Consider the following 21,747-nt stretch of genomic DNA (forward strand, 5'->3'; position numbering starts at 1 on the left):
GAGCGCCTCCGCGATCTCCGCCAGGGCTTTGGACCGGGTCGTCAAGTCGGAAGCGCGCTGGCTCTTGTGGCGGGCCAGGGTCTGCTCCGCGTTTTTGAGCACGGTCTCCATGAGGGCCCGTTTGTCGCCGCGCTGGGGGACCCGCACATCCACGGCCGCGCCGCGCCGCTTCGACAGCCAGGCGACGACCGCGTCCCGGTCGGCGGGCTCGGCCGACACCAGCACTTCGCGGGGAATCGCCGTGGTGGACTCCTCATCGTCGGCACCCCCGTACGTCTGGGCCAGGAACTGCTCGACGAGTTTCCCCGTGGAGACGTCCTCGACTTTGTCCACCACCCAGCCGCGCTCCCCGCGGATCCGGCCGCCGCGCACGTAGAACACTTGGACCGCGGCTTCCAACTGGTCCTCGGCGATCGCGATCACGTCGCAGTCGGTGCTGTCCCCGAGCACCACCGCCTGCTTCTCCATGACCGTGCGCAGCGCCTGGATATCGTCACGGATCCGGGCGGCACGCTCGTACTCCTGCGCGGCCGCCGCCTGTTTCATCTCGGCTTCCAACTGCCGCAGGAACCGGCCGGTCTCCCCTGCCATGAAAGCGCAGAAATCCTCGGCGAGCGCCCGGTACTCCTCCACGCCGATCCGCCCCACGCACGGGGCAGAGCACTTGTCGATATAGCCCAGCAGGCAAGGGCGGCCACTGGACCGAGCGCGTTTGAACACCCCAGCCGAGCAGGTGCGCACCGGGAACACGCGGAGCAGCAGGTCGACGGTGTCGCGGATCGCCCACGCATAGGAGTAGGGCCCGAAGTAGCGCACCCCGCGGCGGCGGGCCCCGCGCATCACCTGCACCCGGGGGAACTCTTCGTTGAGGGTCACCGCCAAGTAGGGGTAGCTTTTGTCGTCGCGGTAGCGGACATTGAACCGCGGAGAGTACTCCTTGATCCAGGAATACTCCAGTTGCAGGGCCTCCACCTCGGTGTTCACCACCGTCCAGTCGACGTCGGCGGCGGTGGAGATCATGGTCTGGGTGCGGGGGTGCAGCGCGCTGAAATCCTGGAAGTACGAGGACAGGCGGGCCCGCAGGTTCTTCGCCTTGCCGACGTAGATCACACGGCCGTGCTCGTCCCGGAAACGGTAGACCCCCGGATCGGTGGGGATCGATCCGGGCTTCGGACGCAAAGTCGGGCGGACGGTCATCGGGTTTCCCTCATCAGTGCTCCCCGCCCCAGGCGGGGGTGGACTCCGGGAAGCGGAACAGGCCCCGCGGACGCAGCGTCCTGGAGCCTCCCCTCCCATTCTTTAGTGCGTACTCCCAGACATACCGTTGGCCGCACCCCAGCGGTCAGCGGTATCGCCGGAAGCCCCAGGGGACAGGGCGCGACGCCCCGGGCTCCGCGTGGAGACAACGTCAAGGCTCCCGGGCAGGGTTCCCCGCGGCAGACCCTACGCGCTGGAATGCCGATCCTCTGGGAGGACACTCCGCGGTGTCACGGCTCACCCTAGGGACGGTCACAGATCGGCATAGGGATGTTCTAGGTTGTCCCTGTCTGCGTTGTATCCCTTTTCTTTTTCTTCTCAACGTCGCACAAGGGGGCCCCTCCAGTGATGTCACTCGGCAACTGGGTTGCAGTAGGCATCGCCGTCGCCATCTCCGTGTTCCTGGTCACGGTGCTGCACTGGTTACTGACCCACCAGCTCTCCAGAGTGTGGGCCATGGCCGAGCACCTGGTGCGACGCTGCCGATACTCCGCGTACGCGGCGGCTATCGTCATCGGGATCAACCTGGCGATCCCCGACGCGCGAGGGTTTGAGAACCCCAAGTTCTGGTATCCGATCTTCCAGCACGGCATGCGCATCGCGATGATCGCGTCGCTGACGTGGCTGGGGCTGACCATGGCCTACGCGGTCACCGACATGATCCTGGCGCGCCTGTCGGCGCGCAACGGCGACGCTGACCGCCGCTCCCGCCGCCTGCAGACCCAGGTGCGGCTCCTGCGGCGGGTGGTGGCCACCGTGCTGGGCCTGCTCGCCGTCGCAGCGATCCTGTTCACCTTCCCCGCGGTCGCCGCACTCGGTGCCGGTATTCTGGCGTCCGCCGGTCTGATCGGCATCATCGCCGGTGTGGCCGCTCAGGCCACGCTGGGCAACATGTTCGCCGGACTGCAACTGGCCTTCAGCGACTCGCTGCGCATCAACGACGTGGTCGTTGTAGAAGGCGAATGGGGCCGGGTCGAAGAACTGACGCTCACCAACGTGACCGTGCGCATCTGGGACGAGCGCCGACTGATCTTCCCCGTGTCCTACTTCACCACGCAACCCTTCGAAAACTGGACCAAGCACGGCAGCAACATCACGGGCGTGGTGATGTTCCGAGTCGACTGGGAGGTCCCAGTGGACCGGCTCCGCGCCGAAGTGGAGTCGTTTGTGACCAACCACCCCCAGTGGGACGGTCGCAGTTGGTCGCTCGACGTCACCGACATCCTCGACTCGGGTCTGGTGGAGCTCCGCGCCACAGTGACCGCCGCCGACTCCAGCGCCCGGTGGACCCTCATGGTGCAGTTGCGTGAGCACATGCTCACCTACATCCGGGAGAACTTCCCTGAAGCCCTTCCGCGCAACCGCACCCAATTCACGGGCATGGACGGCGAAGACCAGCGTTACCCCGCGGTGGTGCCCACTGGAGCGCCCCGCCAGCCTTCCGCCGCCCCCGCCTCGGACGACACTGCACGCACCAAGACCGACTAAGCCTGGCTGTTCCGCTCAGACCAGGATGATGTCGGTCCCCTCCACCTTCACTTCGAACTGCTCCAAGGGGTCGACGGCCGGCCCCTGGAGCACCTCACCGTCGAGCCCGAACTTGCTGTGGTGGCACAGGCAGAGGATCTCCGTGGTGACTTCCTGGACCGTACAGCCCCCGTGGGTGCACGAAGCACTGAACGCGAGGAACGTGCCTGGTTCAGGCTGGGTGATCACCAGCTTGGCGTCCATCAGCAGCAGCCCGCCGCCTTCGGGGACGTCCGTGGTCTGCGCCACTACAGTGCCGCGCAGCGCATCCTGCGGCTTCGGCGTGGTCCCGCAGCCGGTCGCGGTGAGCGCCACCGCTCCCGCAGCGCCCGTCCCCGCCAGCATTGCGCGACGGCTGATCCGGCAAACACGCGGTGACGGCTCCGTTGTCATCTCCAAGCTCCCTGAAATGGTCGAACAGATCTACTACGCAATGTAGTACGGATCTGAGAGTAGACCGGCACGGGGTCCCGCAGCTCCCCACCGCCTCCCCCGGCACCGGCCCCGGCCGCGCCGGAGGGCTCTGCCGCACGCCCAGCTGAGCAGCCGCGCCACGACGGGGACCAACCCCACCATAGTGGTCCGACCCCACCCTCGAGGCATCGCCCCACGCCACGAACGGAGACGCCCACCCCACGGGCCCCGCCGCGCCCCGCGCGCCCTGTCGCGCGTGCCCGCATTCCCGAGGCAGGGCGCCACACCGCCCCGGCCCGCCGGCTGCCGGTCAGCGGAGAATCGCGCGGAGGAAGTGGCCGGTGTGGCTCTCCGGATGCTGGGCAACCTCTTCCGGGGTTCCTGTCACCACCACCGTGCCGCCGCGCGACCCGCCTTCCGGCCCCATGTCAATGAGGTAGTCGGCGGTCTTGATGACGTCGAGGTTGTGCTCGATCACGATGACGGTGTTGCCCGCATCCACGAGCCGTCCCAGCACGTTCAACAGTTTCTCGATGTCAGCGAAGTGCAGTCCCGTGGTCGGTTCGTCCAGGATGTACACGGTGCGCCCGGTAGAGCGGCGCTGCAGCTCGGTGGCGAGCTTCACCCGCTGGGCCTCCCCGCCCGACAGGGTGGTGGCAGGCTGTCCGAGCCGCACATAGCCCAACCCCACGTCGTGCAAGGTCTGCAAGTGGCGGCGGATCGCGCTGATCGACTCGAAGAACTCCAGCGCCTCAGTGATCGGCATATCCAGCACGTCCGCGATGTTCTTGCCCTTGTAGTGCACGTCGAGCGTCTCGCGGTTGTACCGGGCGCCGTGGCAGACCTCGCACGGCACGTAGACGTCCGGGAGGAACTGCATTTCGATCTTGATCGTGCCGTCGCCCGCGCACGCTTCGCAGCGGCCCCCCTTGACGTTGAAGGAGAACCGGCCCGGCTGGTAGCCGCGGACCTTCGCTTCTGTCGTCTGCGCGAACAGTTTGCGGATGTGGTCGAACACCCCGGTGTAGGTTGCCGGGTTCGACCGCGGGGTCCGGCCGATCGGGCTCTGATCGACGTGGACGACCTTGTCCACCAGGTGCACCCCGTTGATCCGCGTGTGCCGCCCGGGCACGTCGCGCGCCCCGTGCAGCTCCTTGGCCAGCGCCTTGTACAGGATCTCGTTGACCAGGGTGGACTTGCCCGACCCGGACACCCCGGTGACGGCAGTGAACACCCCCAGCGGGAACGCGACGTCGATATCGCGCAGATTGTTCTCGCGGGCGCCTTTGACGACGAGCTGCCGCTTGGGATCGCGGGGCCGCCGCTTCTCAGGCACCGGGATCGTCCGCCGCCCCGACAGGTACTGTCCCGTGATCGACTCGGGGTGCTCCAGCAGTTCCTTCACGGTCCCGGACACGACGACCTGGCCGCCGTGCTCCCCGGCGCCCGGGCCGATGTCGACCACCCAGTCCGCGACGCGGATCGTGTCCTCGTCGTGCTCGACGACGATGAGCGTGTTGCCGAGGTCCCGCAGCCGCTGCAACGTCTCCAACAGCCGGAAGTTGTCCCGCTGGTGCAGTCCGATCGACGGCTCGTCGAGGACGTAGAGCACCCCGACCAGCCCGGAGCCGATCTGGGTGGCCAGCCGGATCCGCTGGGCCTCCCCACCAGACAGGGTGGCTGCGGCCCGGCTGAGGGTGAGATAGTCCAGGCCCACGTCGAGAAGGAAGCCGAGCCGGGCGTTGATCTCCTTGAGGACTTGGGCGGCGATCGTCCGGTCGCGGTCGGACAGTTCCAGCGACGCGAAGAAGTCCGCGCACTCCCCCAGCGGCATCGCGCTGACCTCGGCGATGGACTTGCCGCCGACGGTCACCGCGAGGGCTTCCGGTTTGAGCCTGCTGCCCTGGCATGCGGGGCACGGCACGACCCGCATGTAGCCTTCAAGCCGCTCCCGCACGAGCTCGCTGTCGCTCTCCGCGTGGCGGCGGCGGATCCAGTTGACGACTCCCTCGAAATCGGTGTAGTAGGCGCGCCGCCGCCCGTACCGGTTGCGGTAGCTGACGTGGACCTGGGTGTCGTAACCGGTGAGCAGGGCCTGGCGTGCTTTGCGCGGCAGCTTCTCCCACGGGGTGTCCAAGTCGAACCCCATGGCCTCACCCAACGCCTGCATGAGGCGGAGGAAGTAGTCGCTGGGGCTGCCGCTGCTCCACGGAGCGATCGCGCCTTCAGCAAGGGTCTTCGTGGGGTCGGGGACGACCAGTTCCGCGTCGACCTCCAGTCGGGTGCCCAGCCCGGTGCATTCCGGGCAGGCCCCGTACGGCGAGTTGAAGGAGAAGGACCGCGGCTCAAGCTCTTCGAACGACAGGTCGTCGTAGGGGCAGTACAGGTGCTCAGAGTAGATCCGCTCCCGCCCGGGATCGTCCTCGGGCAGGTCCACGAACTCCACGATGATGGTGCCGCCCGCCAACTGCAGCGCGGTCTCCACCGAGTCGGCCAGCCGTTGACTCGCCGTGGGTTTGACGCTGAGCCGGTCCACCACGACAGCGATGTCGTGAGTCTCGTACCGTTTGAGCTCCGGCGCCTCGTCCAACCGCACGAGCACACCGTCGACCCGCGCCCGGGTGAACCCTTTGGCCTGCAGGCTCTGGAACAGTTCCGTGTACTCGCCTTTCCGCCCCCGCACCACGGGCGCCAGCACTTGGAAACGGGTGCCCTCCGGCAGTTCCAACACCCGGTCCACGATCTGCTGCGGGGTCTGCGGGGCGATCTGGCGGCCGCAGCGGGGACAGTGCGGCTTTCCGATCCGCGCCCACAGCAGCCGCAGGTAGTCGTACACCTCCGTGATGGTGCCGACCGTAGAGCGCGGGTTGCGGCTCGTGGACTTCTGGTCGATGGAAACCGCGGGAGACAGGCCCTCGATGAAGTCGACGGCGGGCTTGTCCATCTGGCCGAGGAACTGGCGGGCGTACGCGGAGAGCGACTCCACGTACCTGCGCTGCCCCTCAGCGAAGATCGTGTCGAAGGCCAGCGACGACTTCCCTGAACCGGACAGCCCGGTAAACACGATCATCGAGTCGCGGGGCAGTTCCAGGGAGACGTTCTTCAAGTTGTGTTCGCGGGCCCCGCGGATCACCAGACGATCGGCCATAGTTCTTCGCGCGTGGCCCCGGGACCGTCCCGGACGCCGGTGCGCTTCATCCTTCCTCGTCGAGGGTGTGCGGTCGGACCACGGCGGTGCGTATCGCGAGACTTCCTGTACTGCCGCGCCCACCGGTACGACAGGGCGCGCTGCCCCGTGCGAGCATGCGGCAGCGCCACCGCCGGAGCTTCGCCCACAGCAACCACGTGGGGTCCGGCCTCATTCCGGCTGGGACCCCATTCTATGGGTACGCCTGTTCGATTTTCGGGTGTCGCGGGAAGCTGCGCGGTCACTCGCGGGGCGTGATATCGCCGGCACGAGCCTGCAACTTCCGCATATCGCTGCGGGACTTGACCACACTCGCGATGACCGTGATGGTCATCACGCCGAGGATGACGCCCAGCGACAGGCTGGTACCGACCTCGGGGACGTCGACCCCGTTCTCGTGGAGGGCATGCAAGAGCATCTTGATGCCGATGAACACCATGATCGCGGCGAGGCCCCAGCTGATGTAGGCCAGCCGGTCCATCAGCCCGGCCAGCAGGAAGTACAGGACCCGCAGCCCGAGCAGCGCGAAAGCGTTCGCGGTGAACACCAGGTAGGCGTCCTGGGTGAGCCCGAAGATCGCTGGGATCGAGTCGACCGCGAAGATCAGGTCGGTGACACCGACCGCGACGATCACCATGAACATCGGGGTGATGTGACGGCGTCCGTCGAGTTTCACGGTCAGCCGGGGGCCGTGGTAGCTGTCGGTTACCGGCCACACCTTGCGGAGCATGCGCACCGCGAAACTGTCGGTGTAGTTGGTCTCCTCTTCCTCCGAGCCTGCGACGTTGTCCCGGACGATCTTGATCGCCGTGTAGATGAGGAACGCGCCGAACAGGTAGAAGACTTCGCTCCACGCGTTGACCGCTTGCGCCCCGACCGCGATGAACACGCCGCGCATGACCAGCGCCAGCATGATGCCGACCAGCAGCACCTCATGCTGGTACTTCTTGGGCACCGCGAAAGAGGTGAGGATCAGGTAGAAGACGAAGAGGTTGTCGACGCTCAGGCTCTTCTCGGTGACATAGCCGGCGAAGTACTCACCGGCCTTCTCCCACCCGGCGAAATACCAGATGCCGATCCCGAAGACGATGGCGAGCGCGATGTAGAAGGCCGACCACCACGAGGCCTCTTTGAGCGAGAACTCCTTCGGCTCGCGCTTCTTACTCCATGGGCGATCGACGATAGCGAGGTCGACGACCAGGATCACGGCGATGCCGACGATAGTTGCCAGCCAGACCCACCAGGGTGCGTCCATGTCAGGGATCCTCTTCTCCGGTTACGGTGGCCGCCTCGAAAAGCGAGCACGACAAGAACCGGAGGTCTCTCCCATCCACGAACACCATGGTGTGGACCGACGGACCGGGAACGCCCCGTTGCGTTCCGTGGTGACGGCACCGTCGCGAAGGGATACTCCCCTACCGAACTGCAGAAAGCACGAAGCCGAAAAAATTTCAGCTCGTGTTCAGCATCGGGGTCTATCATGCCATCGCTGCGGAGTGCGGAGAACCACCGTCCCCGATATTTTTCTCCTCCTCGACAGTGAGCCAGGCCTCACCGTGTGCGTGCCCGGTCCACGAGTTCCGCATAGTAGCTGATGACCTGCGCACAGTCAGAACCAGGCGGGGGAAGCACGGCTGCTGCGGCCCGGGAACGCAGCCGCATGCGTGCCGCCCGCGCCTCATCGTCCAACACCTGGACTACCCCGTCAGCCAACGCATCCGCATCCCCCACGGGAACCAGCACCGCAGCGTCTCCCACCAAGTCCGCGACCCCTCCCGCGTCCGTGGCCACCACAGGCACCCCGGCACGCAGCGCCTCCTGCACCACCAGCGGCTGCCCCTCCCACATGCTGGACAGGACGAACACGTCGGCCGCGGCAAGCAGGTCAGCGACGTCGTCGCGGTTGCCGAGCAGCCGCACGGGGAGGTTCTCGGCGGTGATCCGCGCCGTAAGCGACTCCCGCAGCGGCCCCTCGCCAGCGACGACCACCAGCGGGGACGGGGTGCGCCGCGCCCACGCGCGCGCCGCATCCAGCAGCACCGGCAGTCCTTTCTGCTCGGCCAGCCGGGCCACGGTCACCAGCAAAGGCTGCCCGGGCTCAACCCCGAGCTCGGCCCGGATCTGCTCCGGGTCCCGTCCCGAAGGGGCAGCGGGCGGGGCAGGGACGAGGGCGCGCGCCACACGCCGCGCCCCCCGCGTCCGAGCCCGCTCCACCAAGTCGCTGGACACGCCCAGCACCAGGTCGGCGCGGCACACCAGGATCTGTTCGAGGAGGCCGAACAGCCACGCCCCGCCCCCGGCTGGGGGAGCGTTGTGCATGGTGACCACGAGCGGCGCAGCCGCACCGCTCAACGCCACCAGCGCCCCGGCCCGCGCCCCGTGCGCGTGGACCACGTCGGCCCCGGCGAGCAGAGCGTTCAACCGCAGCAGCGCGGCAAGGTCACGGAACGGCCGCGGCCGGTCAGCGACCTCCAACGGCGCGAACCGCGCCCCTGTCCCCGTGAAGTCGAACCGCTGCTCGGTCGCTTCCGGCCCCACCACCGCGACCCGGTGGCCCTGGGCCACAAGTCCGCGGCTCAGCGACCGCACATGGCTGCCCACTCCCCCGCTGCTCGTCGCTAACACCAAGGCAATCCGCAACCTGTTCACCCCGTTGTCCTTTCCGTGGTGTCTGTCGCGCCCATACGGCGGGTCAGCACCGCGTGCAGCGCGGCGGCGTCGACCGCTGCCACCGCCGCCCCGTAGCCCAACACCGCGGCGAACGCCGCCAGCAGAGCCGCAACCATGGCGGCCCCCGGGGACCCGGCAGGCAGCAGCGCGGAGACCCCCGCCCCGCACCCGTAGCCCACAACCGTGCCGAGCAGGCACGCTGCAGCGGTACGCCCCAGGGAAGCGAACGCTGTCCGCCCTCTGACCCGCCACACCGCTCCGCCGAGCAGCACCACCCCCACCCCCAATCCCAGGGACGTGCCCGCCCCCAGTGCGGCCACAGTCTGCTCTGGCGGGCACACCGCCACCGCGGTCGCGGACGCGCCCGCCGCCACCGTCCAGCCCACCACCTGGGCTGCGGCGGCGAGCCGTCCACGGTGCACGGCATACAAGGCCCGGCTGAGCAGTGCCATGCCCCCGAAAGCAACCACCCCGGGCGCATACGCGAGCAGCGCCTGCTGCAGTGCTTCCGCCTGGTCGTCTGCGAACAGCCGGGCCAGGGGGGCGGCGGCCGCCGCCAAAGCCACGGCTGAGCCGCTCACCGCGATCAGGCAGGCGCGCATCCCTACCGCAAGCACCCGGTCGTATCCGGCGTGGTCCTGCTGGCCGTGGTATTCCGCTAAAGCAGTGAACGCGCTCGTGGCGATAGGCACCGCGATCACGCCGTAGGGCAGGGTGAACAGGGCCCACGCGTAGCTGTACAGCACCCCGGTCCCCCCACCGCCGCCGTGGTTGGCGAGCCACATCGACACCAGCAAGGTCACCTGCATGGCCACCAGCGGCACCAGGGCCGACACCGCGAGCGCGCGGGCCCGCGCCCCCACCCCCGGGGGAAAAGACAGGGTCGGCCGCAGCCCTAACCGCATCCGCAGCACCGGTATGAGCGCGGTCAGGCACAGCGCAGCCACCCCGGCAGTCGTGCCCACGGACAGCACGAGCTCCGCTGCGGCAGGCACGGCTCGGACGTCGGTGCTTCCCGCACTCAACGGCACGTAGGCCAGGTACGCGCCGGCCACGACGAGGCTGGAGATCAGCGGCGCCAGCGCGGGGGCGAGGAAGCGCCGGTGCGCCTGCAAAACCCCGTACAGCACGGCGGCAAGCCCGTAGAACAGCACCTGCGGCGCGAACACCGCGAGGAATCGGGAGGCAAGGGCCAGCAGGTCAGCGGTGGAGCAGCCGCGGGTGCCGGCGAGGAGCACCGCCATCACCGACTCTGCGGCTGCGGCGAGGAGCAGGCTCAGCGGCACGGCCACGACCACCACCCAGGTGATGAGCGCCGAGGCGGTGCGTTGGACATAACCGGTATCGCCGCGGCGGGCCGCGTCGGCCAGCACCGGCACGACCATTCCCGACAGGGCACCGCCGATGACGATCTCGTAGAGCACCGTGGGGACCTGGTTGGCGGTCACGTAGGCGGTGCCCAGGCAGTTCTCCCCGACCGTGTGGGCGAAGACCACGGTGCGGCCGAATCCGGCGGCGCGCGCGACCACGGTGACGACACTGATGAGGATCGCGGCTCCCGCCACGGAAATTCCCGCTCGCCGTTCCCGGACCACCGCCGGTCCGCTCCCCTCCGTTAATTCCTCGCGCCGCTGCCGGACCGTCCGCTTCCCGCGGGCCAGGCCCTGTTCCGTCCCGATCAACCGGGTTGCGTAACCGGCGCGGGAAGCGGGGCGGGACGGCGCCCCCACTCGTCGAGCAGCCGCAGCGGCGGGGTGACCGCGATGACGTGCGTGAAGCTCACGTATTCACTGGCCGCGGTCAGTGCGACCACTCCGGCGAGCAGGCCGAGCCGCGCCCACCGCGGGCAGGAGGCGGCGGCCGCCAAGCCGAGGAGCGCTCCGAGGGCGTTTGCCCCCGCGTCACCGAGCATGGCGCGCTCGCGGAGGTCTTCAGGGAGCAGCGCGCAGGTCGCGCCGAGCAGCGCGGCGGCCACGGGCGCAGCCCCGGGGTGGGCGAGCGCGGAGGACCCTGTCAGGAGCGCCACTTTGGCGGCCCGCCCCGGACGCAGGTCGAACAGGTTGAGCAGGTTGGCGCTTCCCGCAATCAACGCCCCATCGACCAGCGTGTCCACCGCGGTGCGGTTCAAGGTTGCAGCGGCTGCCAGGCCGCTCGCGCCGATCCCCGCGATTTTGACGGCTCCTGTGGTGAGGCGGCCGCGTGCCAGCGCGCCCACGTGCCCGCGGAAACCCCGTGAAGAGCCGGACCCGTACAGGTCGTCGTAGGCGCCGAACACCGCTGCCCCGCCCCCGGCGAGGACGGCTGCCACGCGCAGCGCAGGCCGGATCCCCGGGGTGAGTGCGATCCCCGCGCAGGCGCCGGCTGCCACCGCGGGCCCTTCCAGCAGGGTGACCCGCTCCCCCCGGTAGTTGACACGGTTCCACTTTCCCCGGGGATGAGCGGTGCCCCACCGGTCGGTCAGCACCCGGTACAGGCCGCGGGCCGCAACCGCGCCCACCCCTGCGGCGAGGACCGCCGCGCCGGTGGTGCGCCACGCCGGGGTAAGGGCGTCCCGGAGTCGAGGACGGTTACGAGCCTGGGTGGTGAAGAAACGGAGCAGCATGGTTCGGACTCACTAAGGTTCGTCGTCGACAGCAGAAAGGGCACCGGACGGGGTGGGAGTCGGTTCCGGCCGCGGGGTGGGGAGGACTTCCGGCAGGAAACCGTCGGCCTGCGCGCCAATGCCGTAGTGGCCGGGGCGGCCTTCCACCGCTGTCGCCAACGCCAGCACGGTGACGACGTCGCCCGGCGCGGTGCCGGCGATGTCCACGGTGGTGAACCGGGCTTTTTCGGTGCGCGCCTGCCCGATGACACCGTGCGGGTCGGCTGCGTCCGGCGGCCCCGCCAGCACCGTGGCGATCCCGACCTGGTCAAGAGCGCGGGCGAACGCCAGCATGATCGCGTTGGCGGGCGGGGTGGCCGCCGGATCCTCGGCGTCACGCTCGTCAGCGAACGCGAACGGTTCCGCGGGGGCGAGCAGGAGTGCCGCATCCGCCCGGCCCGCGGGTTTGCCGTGCACGGCGAGCAGCCCCGACGTGACGTATCCGGCGAGGACACTGTCCGGGTCGAAGCCGGTGTCGGCACGCTGGTCGTCCTCGAAGGCGAGCAGCGCCTGGGCGAGTTCGGCGCCGGCCTGCTCGTAGGGGTTGTCGTAGGAGACGTTGAGGCCTTCAGCCCACCGGTCGGCGACTTTGGCGACGTGGGTGGCTTCAGCGGGGTCGAGGTAGCGTTCCGTGAGAGTGATACGGCCCACGACCGTGCCCCCGGCGTGCCGCAACTGCTCCACGACTGCGTCGCGCAGCGTAGGGTCCACTCCGTCCGGCTCCACCACGACGATCCGCACGTCGGTGAGCCTGCGGTCGAGCATCACCGTCTCGTAGGCGGCGATGAGCTGCGCGGCACCGGCGTTGAACTGGTCCGCCACATCCTTGTCGGCGCGCAGCCGCTCGCTCTGCAGCCGCAACTGCTCTGTCTCCTCTTTGAGGGTGTGCAGCAGCGGGTCTTGCAGCATCGTGCTGCCCAGCACGATGCCGACAGTGAGTGCCAGGAAGATCGCGACTGTGGAGACCAGGTGGTAGCGGAAGTCGATCACGCGAAAAGCCCCGTGAGCCAGTAGTAGAACGCGTCCCACCGCGCAGCGAGGAAGGTCATGTAGACCTGTCCGGCTGGAGAGCAGTAGGCCGCGACGACGATGGTGAGCAGGCTGGCTGCTACGAGCAGGAGCAGCGTCCACGGCGAGATCCGGCTGCGGTAGAGACGGCTGACGCCTTTAGCGTCGACGAGTTTGCCGCCGACCCGCAGGCGGGTAAGGAACGTGCTGGCCATTCCCGCGCGTCCTTTGTCGAGGAACTCTTCGAGGGTGGCGTGGGTGCCGACCGCAACGATGAGCGCGGCTCCCGCTTCGTCGGCGAGCATCATCGCCACGTCCTCGCTGGTCCCGGTGGCGGGAAACACCACGGCCTCGTAGCCGAGCTCGGTGAGGCGCCGCAATCCGGGCGCCCGCCCGTCCCGGTAGGCGTGGACGACGAGTTCCGCGCCGCAGGCCAAGGCTCGGTCAGAGACCGAGTCGAAGTCACCGACGATGATGTCAGGCCGGTATCCGGCTTCCAGAAGCGCGTCCGCGCCGCCGTCCACTCCGATGATGACCGGGCGGTATTCGCGGATGTAGGGGCGGAGCGCTGCCAGATCCTCCCGGTAGTGGTAGCCGCGCACCACGATCAGCACATGCCGGCCTTCGATCGGCGTGGTGATCTCGGGAACGCCGACGCCTTCCAACAGGAGCGCCCGCTCGCGTTTGAGGTACTCCATCGTGTTGGCGGCGAACGCTTCAAGCTGGACGGCCAGGCCGGCGCGGGCTTCGGCCATGGCGGCTTTGATCGATTCGGCGTCCTGCTCCACCCCCTTGGCCACGACCGTGTCACCGCGCAGCAGGGTGTTGCCCTCCAACCGGAGACGCTCCCCCTCTTCGATCTGCGTGAAGATCTCCGGCCCTACCTCGTCGACGAGGGGGATCCCTGCTTCGACGAGGAGCTGCGGCCCCAGGTTGGGGTAGCGGCCGCTGATACTTTTGGCGGCGTTCACTACCGCGGAGACCCCGCACTCGACGAGAGCCTCAGCACTGACCCGGTCGAGGTCAACGTGGTCGATGATCGCAATATCGCCGGGTTTGAGGCGTTTAGTGAGGTTTTTGGTGCGGCGGTCAGCGCGGACCGGCGCGGTCACGCCGGTCACCCCGTAGGGCTTGGCGCGACGGAGTCTGATCAATCGCGCACTCAGCGCGGTCGGAACCTTCATCGCCCGCATACTGCCACGGAAAGCGAAAACTCAGTGACATAGAGTGCCGCATCGGCGTGTCGACACTTCCGTGGCCCGCCCCGCAGGCGGCAACCTCACCGCGCGCAGCCGGAAGCCCTCTTGCGGGCGCCGCCCAGCTCAGCCCCGATTCCGTTCCGCCTCCGCAAGCGTGAGAAGCTCCTCCGCGTGCGCTTGGCCGAGCTCGGAATCCTCCATCCCCGCCAACATGCGGGAAAGCTCCCGGACCCGCCCCCCGCGGTCCAACCGGGTCACCCCACTGGACGTGACCATGCCGTCACTGGACTTCTCCACCACCAGGTGCACGTCAGCGAAAGCCGCCACCTGCGGCAGATGAGTGACCACAATGACTTGGGCGCTCCGCGCCAACCGGGCGAGCCGCCGACCGATCTCCACTGCCGCCTTACCACCGACCCCGGCATCCACCTCGTCGAACACAAAAGTCGGCACCGGGTCAGCACCCGCGAAAACCACCTCGATCGCCAGCATGACACGGGACAGCTCCCCACCGGACGCCCCCTTGTGCAACGGCAACGGCGGGGCGCTGGGATGCGGCGCGAGCAACAGCTCCACCTCGTCCCGCCCGTACGGGCCGAACTCTTCACCGGTACGGATCCGCACCGACACCCGGGCGTGCGGCATCGCCAGCGCGGTGAGCTCCTCGGTGACCGCCGCCCCGAACCGCTCCGCGGCCTGGGTACGGATCGCGGTGAGCTTGTCCGCAAGCTCAGTCATCCGCTCCCGCAACTCGGCTTCTTCCGCGGTGAGCTGCTCGATCCGCTCGTCGTCGCCCTCCAGCTCGGTCAACCGCTTACTGGCGTCCTCCGCCCAGGCGAGGATCTCCTCGGCCGTGTCCCCGTACTTGCGGGACAACTGGGCCAGCAGCGCCCGACGCTCCTGGACTGCGGCCAGCCGCGCAGGATCAGCATCCACCGACTCGGCGTACGACGCCAGCTCGGTAGCGGCGTCACTGATCATGTAACTGACCTCATCAAGCCGGTCAGCGAGCGCGGCCAGCGTCGTGTCGTGCTGGCGGACCGCAGCCAACGCCTGCCGCGCCCCCGCCAGCAGCGTGGTGACGTCCACTTCCACGCCGGAAGCAGGATCACCGACCAAAGCCTCGTGCGCGGTGGTCGCAGCCATCCGCAGCGCATCAGCGTGCGCCAGGCGCGTCTCCTCCGCCAACAGCTCCGCCTCTTCCCCAGGACGGAGCTCCGCCGCAGCGATCTCCTCAATCCCGAACCGCAGCAAGTCTGCTTCCTGGGCACGCTCCCGGGCCCGCGTGACCAGCTCCGTCAACTCCGCCGACACCTCCTGGTGCCTGCGGTAGGCAGCCGTGTACGCGCCCAACGTCTTCTGCAGTTCCTCGCCCGCATACCGGTCCAGCGCGGCGCGCTGCCGGTCGGTGCGGAGCAGCCGCTGCTGGTCCGACTGGCCGTGCACCGCCACCAGGTCATCAGCCAAGTACGCCAGCAGGCTCACCGGGGCAGACCGGCCCCCCACCGACGCCCTGGACCGGCCCTCCGCTGACACACTGCGGGAGATGATCAGCACCCCGTCGTCGAGCTCCCCGCCGGCCTCCTCCACCCGCCGGGCGACCTTGCTGCCGGGGTCGACCGTCAACCGTCCTTCCACCACCGCCCGGCTCGCCCCAGGACGCACCCGCTGCGGGTCGGCCCGGCCGCCGAACAGCAGCCCCAGACCCGTGACCACCATCGTCTTGCCCGCACCGGTCTCGCCGGTGACCACGGTGAACCCTGGGGACAGCTCCACCACGGCGTCGTCAATCACGCCGAGACCTTGGATTCGGACTTCTTCGAGCACCGAACTCTCTCCCGTAATCACCACTGCTGCGGCACTGTGCGGTTCACCCGCGTCCGCCCGGACCGCCTATCCGCTGTCGCGTTCCGCCGCCCGTCCCCGCCAACCTGCCACTGGGAGAGCGAACTTCGCGACGAGCCGATTGGTGAACGGTGCCTGCTGCAACCGAGCCAAACGCACCGGTGTCTTCGACCGTGAGATCTCCACCCGCGCTCCAGCGGGCAATTCGACCCTACGACGTCCATCACACCAGAGCACCCCGTCAGTCGTCTCCGGCAGGACCTCCAGTGCGATCACCGCATCCGGGGCGACCACCAGCGGCCTCGCGAACAAAGCGTGCGCGCTCAACGGCACAACCAGCAGCGCCTCCACAGAAGGCCACACAATCGGACCGCCTCCCGAGAACGCGTGCGCGGTCGAACCGGTGGGTGTCGCACACACCACCCCGTCGCACCCCCACCGGGAGAGCGGGCGCCCATCGATCTCCAGCACCACTTCCAGCATGCGGCCCGACTCGACCTTCTCCGCAGTGGCCTCGTTCAACGCCCAGGTGCGCACCGCAGGTGCCGCACTGGTGCGCCCGCCGTTGTAGACCGCCACATCGATGGTCATCCGCTCCTCAACCGAGTAGTCGCGCTCGACCACGCAGCGGACCGTATCCGACAAGTCGTCGCGCTCCGCCTCAGCGAGGAAACCCACGTGCCCGAGGTTGACCCCCAGCAGCGGCGCCCCGGCAGGCCGGGCGAGCTCCGCGGCACGCAACAGGGTGCCGTCCCCGCCCAGCACCATGATGAGCTCGGTTCCCGCGGCAGCGTCCGCCCCCGGTTCCACGACCTCCACCGGCTGCATCCGCGCACCGGTCTTTCTGATCGCCTCGATTTCGGAGGCGAGCATCCGCACCGTCACCCCGGCGCGGGTCAGGCTTTCGTGGACGAGGCGCGCACTACGCAGGGCGGCGGGACGTCCCGTGTGGGCCAGGAGAAGCACGGTGCGGTTGGTCGTCTCTCCAGCCACGCCGCCGAACCGATCCGTACTTTCGCTGGTCTTCACAGAGGGCCCTCCTCGTCGCCGGGGCTGGCACCGCATCACCGCGACGCCAGTTGATCGCCAAGTGGCCGAGTTACGTTATCCAACCCTGAGTAGCGGGCGGACACGCGGCCTACGGCTATTGCGGTCCCTCCGCGACCGCCCGCTCCAGCTGGCGCTCGTCGAGCGGGGCGGCGCCAGAGCGCAGCCACAGGAAATACTCGACATTACCGGATGGCCCCGGTAGCGGACTGGCAGTGACCCCGCATACCCCTAACCCGAGAGTCCAGGCGTGGGCGGCGACATCCCGCACCGCGGAGGCACGCGCTTCCGGATCGCGGACCACCCCTTTAGCACCGACCCGTTCCCGGCCCACCTCGAACTGCGGTTTGACCAGGAGCACGAAATCGGCGTCGGAGGCGGCGCACGCGAGGAGCGGAGCGAGCACGAGCCGCAGCGAGATGAACGACAGATCAGCGACCACCAGGTCGGGGCGGGGCTCGCCGACCTGGTCGGGGGTGAGCTCGCGGACATTCTGCCGTTCCAGCACCGTCACCCGGGGATCGGACCGCAGCGACCACGCCAACTGTCCGTAGCCCACGTCGACCGCGACCACGTGGGCGGCGCCGCGCCGGAGCAGAACATCGGTGAATCCCCCAGTGGACGCACCCGCATCCAGGCAGCGCCGCCCAGTCACGTCAACCGCGAAAGCGTCGAGCGCCCCGATGAGCTTGTAGGCGCCCCGGGAGACGTACACCGGCTCGTCGTCAGCCTGCTCCACCACGATCGCCTGGTCGACACCCACCTGGGTCGCGGCCTTGGTGGCGAGGGTGCCTGCCACACGGACCCGGCCTGCCGCGATGAGTTCAGCCGCATGGGCCCGGGAACGCGCGTGGCCGCGCCGGACCAGTTCGGCGTCGAGTCGGCTACGTCTAGCCATAGCGGGGTGTACGTCTCCTTCTCACTGTCAGAGCTGTCGTCCCTCCAACCGTACGCTCCCCAACCGGGTGCCCCGCACGGTCTTCCGTACCACGCCCAGCGGGTCAGCGGACCGCGCCCTGGCCGGGCGCATCCAGGACGGACAGCACCGCGGCCAGCTCCTGGTGCACGGTCTCGAACACGGTGACGTGCTCGTGCACGGGAAGGCTGTCCAAGGAGTCCAGCCGGGCCTGCACTTGGTCGATGACGCGTTCCGCGAGCGCTTCTTCGTCAGTCATGGCCTACTTTCCGCTCCGGGCTGCACTACGGCGGGCTGCAGCGCGTTTGCTCTGGGACTTCGTGGCGCGGGCGCGGCCGCTCTTCGTCTTCCCGCCGCGGGCCGTCGACTCTGCAGCCGCGGTCTCGTCTTTCCCGGTCTCCTCAGCTTTCCCGGTCTCCTCAGCGGCGGATTCCTGAGCGGTCGAGGCTGCACCAGGATCCGGGGTGTTGGATTCCGGTACGGCAGTCTTCGCGATCTCCTCCGCTACGCCAGCAGCCTCAGTGCTGGGGGTTTCCGCGCTCCTCGTTTCAGCGGAGGGCGAGGCCTGGTCTGTCGCCACGGTAACCGCCGCAGCTTCGACAGCAGACTCCGGTTCCTCGGCCGCGACCCGGCGCCGCTGGGTCGCGGTGACCGCGGCCAACCGCCGTTCCAGCTCGCTGACCCGGCGCGCTAACCGCTCATAGTCCTCTCGCGGCACAACGTCAAGGCGGTCCAGGACTCGCGCGACCTCAGCCTCCACGAGTCGGCTGAGTGCGGCACGGTTGCTCTGGTTGGTTTCAATCAGCTCGGTGGCCAACGCCTGAATACTGGGGCCGACCCGCGCGCTGAGCAGCGCAGCCTCCCCACCTTCCGACTCGTTCTTGGGAAGCTCAGAGCTCCGCGTTGGTGCCCCTGGGCGTTCCTCACTCTCCCGGATCAGGATTTTGGCTACCGCAACCGCGTGTTTCCTCGTGAGTTCGGTGAGGCCGCTGGCGGCTTCCAGATAGGCGCGTACCACTTCGACGACCATGAAACATGCTCCTCGCAGAAATCCGGGTGAACCAGTTGCGGTGCCTGATACGGGAAGACTTGAGAGAAAAACTACCGTTCTTCGAGCGCAGGCAAAGGCGATCTCAACTCTCGGACAGGAACCGGTCTCCGCTCCACCGCAGCCCCGGCGAGGGAGTGCCGTGCCGAGCAGCAGGGAACGGCGGGCGCACACCCGCCCTGTGGTTTCCTCGCTCACTGGGGCGCGCTGGCCTGGCGCCGCGCCGCACCGGGCTTCCTGGTGCACAGGGAAACCTTCCGGGCCTGCCCGGCACGGGCGCCTGCATGCCGCGTTCTCCCCGGTTCACGGCCGACTGATCGTGCAGTATGAAAGGTATGGCCACCCTCAACGAATGCCGTTCCGCTCTCGACCTGGTCTCTGCGCGCATCACTCAGTTCGACGAAGCACAGCGGCGCGCCCACATCGTGGAACGGACGATCAGCTTGACCATCAGCGACCTGGACAGCGTCTTCGACATGCGGTTGACCCCGCACGGCCTGGTCGACATCACCCCCCGCCCCTCTACCGCCGCAGGCAACCGCGCCCAAGTGCGTATCACGATCAGCAGCGACGACCTTGTCGCGTTGGCCGAAGACCGCTTGGACTACGCCAAAGCCCTGTTCACTGGTCGCGTCAAAGTGAAAGCGAGCCTCAGCGACATGGCGCGGCTGCGCAAACTGCTGTAGCTCTCCACCCGAGTCTGCAGCAGCACCGCAACGCCGCAGCCCTGTGCTTCCCGAACCGGCACCCGGCCCACCTCCGCGCTCTGCCGTTCCTGCCGCCTCAACCAGCACCCCTGCTGTTCCCGGGATCTGCGCCGGAGCGTCCTCAGCGAGCCCTCCGTTGGCTTCGCCAGGGCCCGGGTACCCTTCTTCATTCGGGTGGATGTCGCCGCCTGTCCTCTCACCGTTCCGATGGAGGTTTCTCCGTTCCTCTTGTCTGCTGTACCGGCTGTGCCCTGCAGCCGTCCGCCACGATGCTCCACGGTAGCGGGCTCTTCTCTTTGTCCCAGCGTCCGAGGATCAAGGGCGGTCGGCGTGGGTGCTCTGTGGCCTGCCCCTGTTTCTTCCGCACCCGTTCCCGACCGGTGCGGCCCCGTCCCTGACTCTCCCGGTGCAGGGACCACCTCCAGCCTCGCGCCGGGCTTCCCGTCTGGCTCCACCGACCACAGCAACGGACGACGATGACTCTGCTGACCGCATCCCAACCGCTGCACTCGCTGTACGACGCGGCCCTCATCGACTTGGATGGGGTCGTCTACCTTGGCCCACGTGTAGTCCCCGCTGCCCCGGAAGCGGTAGCGAAGGCGCGCGCCCAAGGCATGCGGGTGGCTTTCGTGACCAACAATGCGTCGCGTACCCCGGCTGCTGTTGCCGAGCACCTCACCGCCCTGGGGGTAACCGCGGCAGCCGACGAAGTGGTCACCTCCGCCCAGGCCGCGGCCCGCCTGATCGCGGAACGGTTTCCCCCCGGATCACCGGTACTGGTCGTCGGGGACACCGGGCTGCGCCAGGCAGTGCGGGCCCACGGCCTGCGCCCGGTGACGACCATCCACGACCGCCCGGTCGCTGTAGTCCAGGGATATTCCCCCCGGCTCGGTTTCGATCTGGCTGTTGAAGGAGCGTTGGCCGTGGCCGCGGGCGCGCTGTTCGTGGTCAGCAACAACGACGCTACGGCCCCCATGGGTCGCGGTATCCAGCCGGGCAACGGGTCCTTTGCCCGAGTGATCGCCCACGCCACCCACCAGGAACCGCTTGTGGCAGGCAAACCGGAACCCCCCTTGCATGAGGAGGGGGTGCGCCGCACCGGTGCCGTCAACCCCCTGGTGATCGGTGACCGCTTGGACACCGATATCGAAGGTGCACACCGGCGCGGTGCAGCGAGCATGCTGGTCCTCACCGGGGTGACCACCCCGGTGGATCTCCTCCTCGCCCCGCCGCAGCGTCGGCCCTCCTACCTCGCCTACGACATTGGCGGACTCAACGAACCCCATCCCGAAGTGCTGTGGGACGGTCGCGAAGCGCGCTGCGGAGGATGGACTGCGACAGTCCACTCAGACCGGCTGCTCTTGCAGGGGTCCGGGGAACGGCTGGACGGCCTGCGCGCCCTCTGTGTCGCGGCATGGCAGAGCGGCCGCGTGTTCGCCCCCGACTCTCTCCACGAAGTCACTGGCATCCTCGGCTGGTAACCGCGGAAGAGTCAGCCGCTTTGACGCGCCGCGCTGTCTTGGCTTCCACCTCGAACACGCTGGCCGCGCCGTGCACAGAGCGCCAGAACCGCCGCCGCAGCGCCCCGGTGACCTGAACTGTGTCGCCGATCCGCCAATCCCGGGTGAGTTCCACCATGTCCCGGTGGAAGCTGACACAGGTGATGGGATCCGCTTCCTGCCGGGGACGCCGCTTTGACGAAGGCCGGTTCACTGCGATACGCCAGGTCACCAACTGGCCGCCGTTGTGCAGCTCCCGAACCGACGGTTCGGCGATCACACGCCCGGCGAGCAGAATCTCGTTACGGTGCTCAACTTCTTCGCACGTCTGCCATCCAGCGGGCGTACCGCGCCGGGAGGAGCTCGGGAGCGCCGACGGGTTGTCCATGGTGGTCCTCTCCAACCGGAAACCGATCGTGCCGCGCCCTACCGCGACACCCTGTCTCACTCCAGAGTCGCCCAACCACTCCGAGTTACGGAAGCCGACATCGCTTCCCTGTGGATAACCAGGGTGTGCCGCGGCCAGCGGATCCCTGGACGGGTTCCCGGAAACCACGTGAACTAGATTCGGTTCTGGTGGCGAAGAGTCGAGGAAAGGAAACAGCACATGGCGGAGCAGACGGCCGGGGCCGCCGCGGAGGACATCGTCGCCCTCGGTGACGACGTCTTCGCGATCGACACCCGGATGGCGGGCTACCCGGGGATCACCTCGAGCTACCTGATCCGTTCCGAACGTCCCTGCGTGGTGGAAGTCGGCACCGCCGGATCCGCGCCGGTGCTCC

18 protein-coding genes and 1 pseudogene are annotated in these 21,747 nt (G+C 68.5%); 4 read left to right on the plus strand and 15 right to left on the minus strand.

Features of this window, described 5'->3' with window-relative positions:
* Window positions 1-1,197 (minus strand): excinuclease ABC subunit UvrC (gene uvrC / locus TF1_RS06455; RefSeq protein WP_082797698.1); only part of this gene is annotated, 1,197 nt, incomplete at its 3' end.
* A 408-nt stretch (window positions 1,198-1,605) separates the two neighbouring features.
* Here uvrC and TF1_RS06460 point away from each other — a divergent pair.
* Window positions 1,606-2,745: a mechanosensitive ion channel family protein gene (locus tag TF1_RS06460; protein WP_011292445.1), complete on the plus strand. Its 1,140-nt coding sequence runs from the start codon at window positions 1,606-1,608 to the stop codon at window positions 2,743-2,745.
* 15 nt (window positions 2,746-2,760) lie between these two features.
* Here TF1_RS06460 and TF1_RS06465 read toward each other — a convergent pair whose 3' ends face one another.
* The 13 genes from TF1_RS06465 to TF1_RS06520 form a co-directional block, all read right to left on the minus strand.
* A complete protein-coding gene (locus TF1_RS06465) occupies window positions 2,761-3,177 on the minus strand; it encodes a Rieske (2Fe-2S) protein (protein ID WP_011292446.1) in 417 nt (138 codons plus the stop codon).
* Window positions 3,178-3,508: 331 nt separating this feature from the next.
* On the minus strand, window positions 3,509-6,346 hold the full coding sequence (gene uvrA, locus TF1_RS06470) for an excinuclease ABC subunit UvrA (protein WP_011292447.1): 2,838 nt from the start codon (window positions 6,344-6,346) through the stop codon (window positions 3,509-3,511).
* 280 nt (window positions 6,347-6,626) lie between these two features.
* Window positions 6,627-7,640 (minus strand): TerC family protein, encoded by a 1,014-nt coding sequence (locus tag TF1_RS06475; protein WP_011292448.1) that lies wholly within the window; start codon window positions 7,638-7,640, stop codon window positions 6,627-6,629.
* Between the two features lie 296 nt (window positions 7,641-7,936).
* Window positions 7,937-9,034: a glycosyltransferase family 4 protein gene (locus TF1_RS06480; RefSeq protein ID WP_174522685.1), complete on the minus strand. Its 1,098-nt coding sequence runs from the start codon at window positions 9,032-9,034 to the stop codon at window positions 7,937-7,939.
* Window positions 9,031-10,650 (minus strand): murein biosynthesis integral membrane protein MurJ, encoded by a 1,620-nt coding sequence (gene murJ / locus TF1_RS06485; protein ID WP_016188940.1) that lies wholly within the window; start codon window positions 10,648-10,650, stop codon window positions 9,031-9,033. The genes TF1_RS06480 and murJ overlap by 4 nt, the downstream gene beginning before the upstream one ends.
* An 83-nt stretch (window positions 10,651-10,733) precedes the next feature.
* Complete coding sequence (locus TF1_RS06490; RefSeq protein ID WP_011292451.1) at window positions 10,734-11,657, minus strand: hypothetical protein; 924 nt, start codon at window positions 11,655-11,657, stop codon at window positions 10,734-10,736.
* Between the two features lie 12 nt (window positions 11,658-11,669).
* Window positions 11,670-12,686 (minus strand): copper transporter, encoded by a 1,017-nt coding sequence (locus tag TF1_RS06495; RefSeq protein WP_011292452.1) that lies wholly within the window; start codon window positions 12,684-12,686, stop codon window positions 11,670-11,672.
* Window positions 12,683-13,888 (minus strand): putative cytokinetic ring protein SteA, encoded by a 1,206-nt coding sequence (steA, locus tag TF1_RS06500; protein WP_173668252.1) that lies wholly within the window; start codon window positions 13,886-13,888, stop codon window positions 12,683-12,685. Before steA ends, TF1_RS06495 begins: the two co-directional genes overlap by 4 nt.
* Window positions 13,889-14,026: 138 nt before the next feature.
* Window positions 14,027-15,730, minus strand: coding sequence for a DNA repair protein RecN (gene recN / locus TF1_RS06505; RefSeq protein ID WP_016188942.1), 1,704 nt, complete (start codon window positions 15,728-15,730; stop codon window positions 14,027-14,029).
* A 66-nt stretch (window positions 15,731-15,796) separates the two neighbouring features.
* Window positions 15,797-16,777, minus strand: coding sequence for an NAD kinase (locus TF1_RS06510; RefSeq protein WP_011292456.1), 981 nt, complete (start codon window positions 16,775-16,777; stop codon window positions 15,797-15,799).
* A 115-nt stretch (window positions 16,778-16,892) separates the two neighbouring features.
* Entirely contained in the window at window positions 16,893-17,693 is an 801-nt protein-coding gene (locus tag TF1_RS06515) for a TlyA family RNA methyltransferase (RefSeq protein ID WP_011292457.1), read from the minus strand.
* A 103-nt stretch (window positions 17,694-17,796) separates the two neighbouring features.
* Window positions 17,797-17,970, minus strand: coding sequence for a hypothetical protein (locus TF1_RS16235; protein ID WP_011292458.1), 174 nt, complete (start codon window positions 17,968-17,970; stop codon window positions 17,797-17,799).
* A gap of 3 nt (window positions 17,971-17,973) precedes the next feature.
* Entirely contained in the window at window positions 17,974-18,741 is a 768-nt protein-coding gene (locus tag TF1_RS06520; protein ID WP_061783742.1) for a hypothetical protein, read from the minus strand.
* Between the two features lie 353 nt (window positions 18,742-19,094).
* Here TF1_RS06520 and TF1_RS06525 point away from each other — a divergent pair, with 353 nt between their 5' ends.
* Window positions 19,095-19,445 (plus strand): SCP2 sterol-binding domain-containing protein, encoded by a 351-nt coding sequence (locus tag TF1_RS06525; protein WP_041428135.1) that lies wholly within the window; start codon window positions 19,095-19,097, stop codon window positions 19,443-19,445.
* 497 nt (window positions 19,446-19,942) lie between these two features.
* Complete coding sequence (locus TF1_RS06530; protein ID WP_011292461.1) at window positions 19,943-20,947, plus strand: HAD-IIA family hydrolase; 1,005 nt, start codon at window positions 19,943-19,945, stop codon at window positions 20,945-20,947.
* Here the strand turns inward: TF1_RS06530 and TF1_RS06535 are convergent.
* The gene (locus tag TF1_RS06535; RefSeq protein WP_011292462.1) at window positions 20,925-21,353 is read right to left on the minus strand and encodes a single-stranded DNA-binding protein; all 429 of its coding nucleotides are present in this window, start codon (window positions 21,351-21,353) and stop codon (window positions 20,925-20,927) included. The genes TF1_RS06530 and TF1_RS06535 overlap by 23 nt on opposite strands.
* Before the next feature lie 219 nt (window positions 21,354-21,572).
* Between TF1_RS06535 and TF1_RS16485 the strand changes: the two are divergent.
* Window positions 21,573-21,747, plus strand: a pseudogene (locus TF1_RS16485) (MBL fold metallo-hydrolase); the annotation flags it as partial.

It is taken from the genome of Thermobifida fusca NBRC 14071 = JCM 3263 (assembly GCF_001592045.1).
In the GTDB taxonomy this organism is placed as follows: domain Bacteria; phylum Actinomycetota; class Actinomycetes; order Streptosporangiales; family Streptosporangiaceae; genus Thermobifida; species Thermobifida fusca.

Excerpts from the sequence above, each read along its gene's own strand:
- TF1_RS06465 (WP_011292446.1), bottom strand. The coding sequence starts at position 3,177 with ATGACAACGGAGCCGTCACCGCGTGTTTGCCGGATCAGCCGTCGCGCA.
- TF1_RS06520 (WP_061783742.1), bottom strand. The coding sequence starts at position 18,741 with ATGGTCGTCGAAGTGGTACGCGCCTATCTGGAAGCCGCCAGCGGCCTC.
- TF1_RS06530 (WP_011292461.1), top strand. The coding sequence starts at position 19,943 with ATGACTCTGCTGACCGCATCCCAACCGCTGCACTCGCTGTACGACGCG.
- TF1_RS06490 (WP_011292451.1), bottom strand. The coding sequence starts at position 11,657 with ATGCTGCTCCGTTTCTTCACCACCCAGGCTCGTAACCGTCCTCGACTC.
- TF1_RS06515 (WP_011292457.1), bottom strand. The coding sequence starts at position 17,693 with ATGGCTAGACGTAGCCGACTCGACGCCGAACTGGTCCGGCGCGGCCAC.
- steA (WP_173668252.1), bottom strand. The coding sequence starts at position 13,888 with ATGAAGGTTCCGACCGCGCTGAGTGCGCGATTGATCAGACTCCGTCGC.
- TF1_RS06535 (WP_011292462.1), bottom strand. The coding sequence starts at position 21,353 with ATGGACAACCCGTCGGCGCTCCCGAGCTCCTCCCGGCGCGGTACGCCC.
- TF1_RS06475 (WP_011292448.1), bottom strand. The coding sequence starts at position 7,640 with ATGGACGCACCCTGGTGGGTCTGGCTGGCAACTATCGTCGGCATCGCC.
- TF1_RS16235 (WP_011292458.1), bottom strand. The coding sequence starts at position 17,970 with ATGACTGACGAAGAAGCGCTCGCGGAACGCGTCATCGACCAAGTGCAG.
- TF1_RS06460 (WP_011292445.1), top strand. The coding sequence starts at position 1,606 with ATGTCACTCGGCAACTGGGTTGCAGTAGGCATCGCCGTCGCCATCTCC.
- TF1_RS06525 (WP_041428135.1), top strand. The coding sequence starts at position 19,095 with ATGGCCACCCTCAACGAATGCCGTTCCGCTCTCGACCTGGTCTCTGCG.
- uvrA (WP_011292447.1), bottom strand. The coding sequence starts at position 6,346 with ATGGCCGATCGTCTGGTGATCCGCGGGGCCCGCGAACACAACTTGAAG.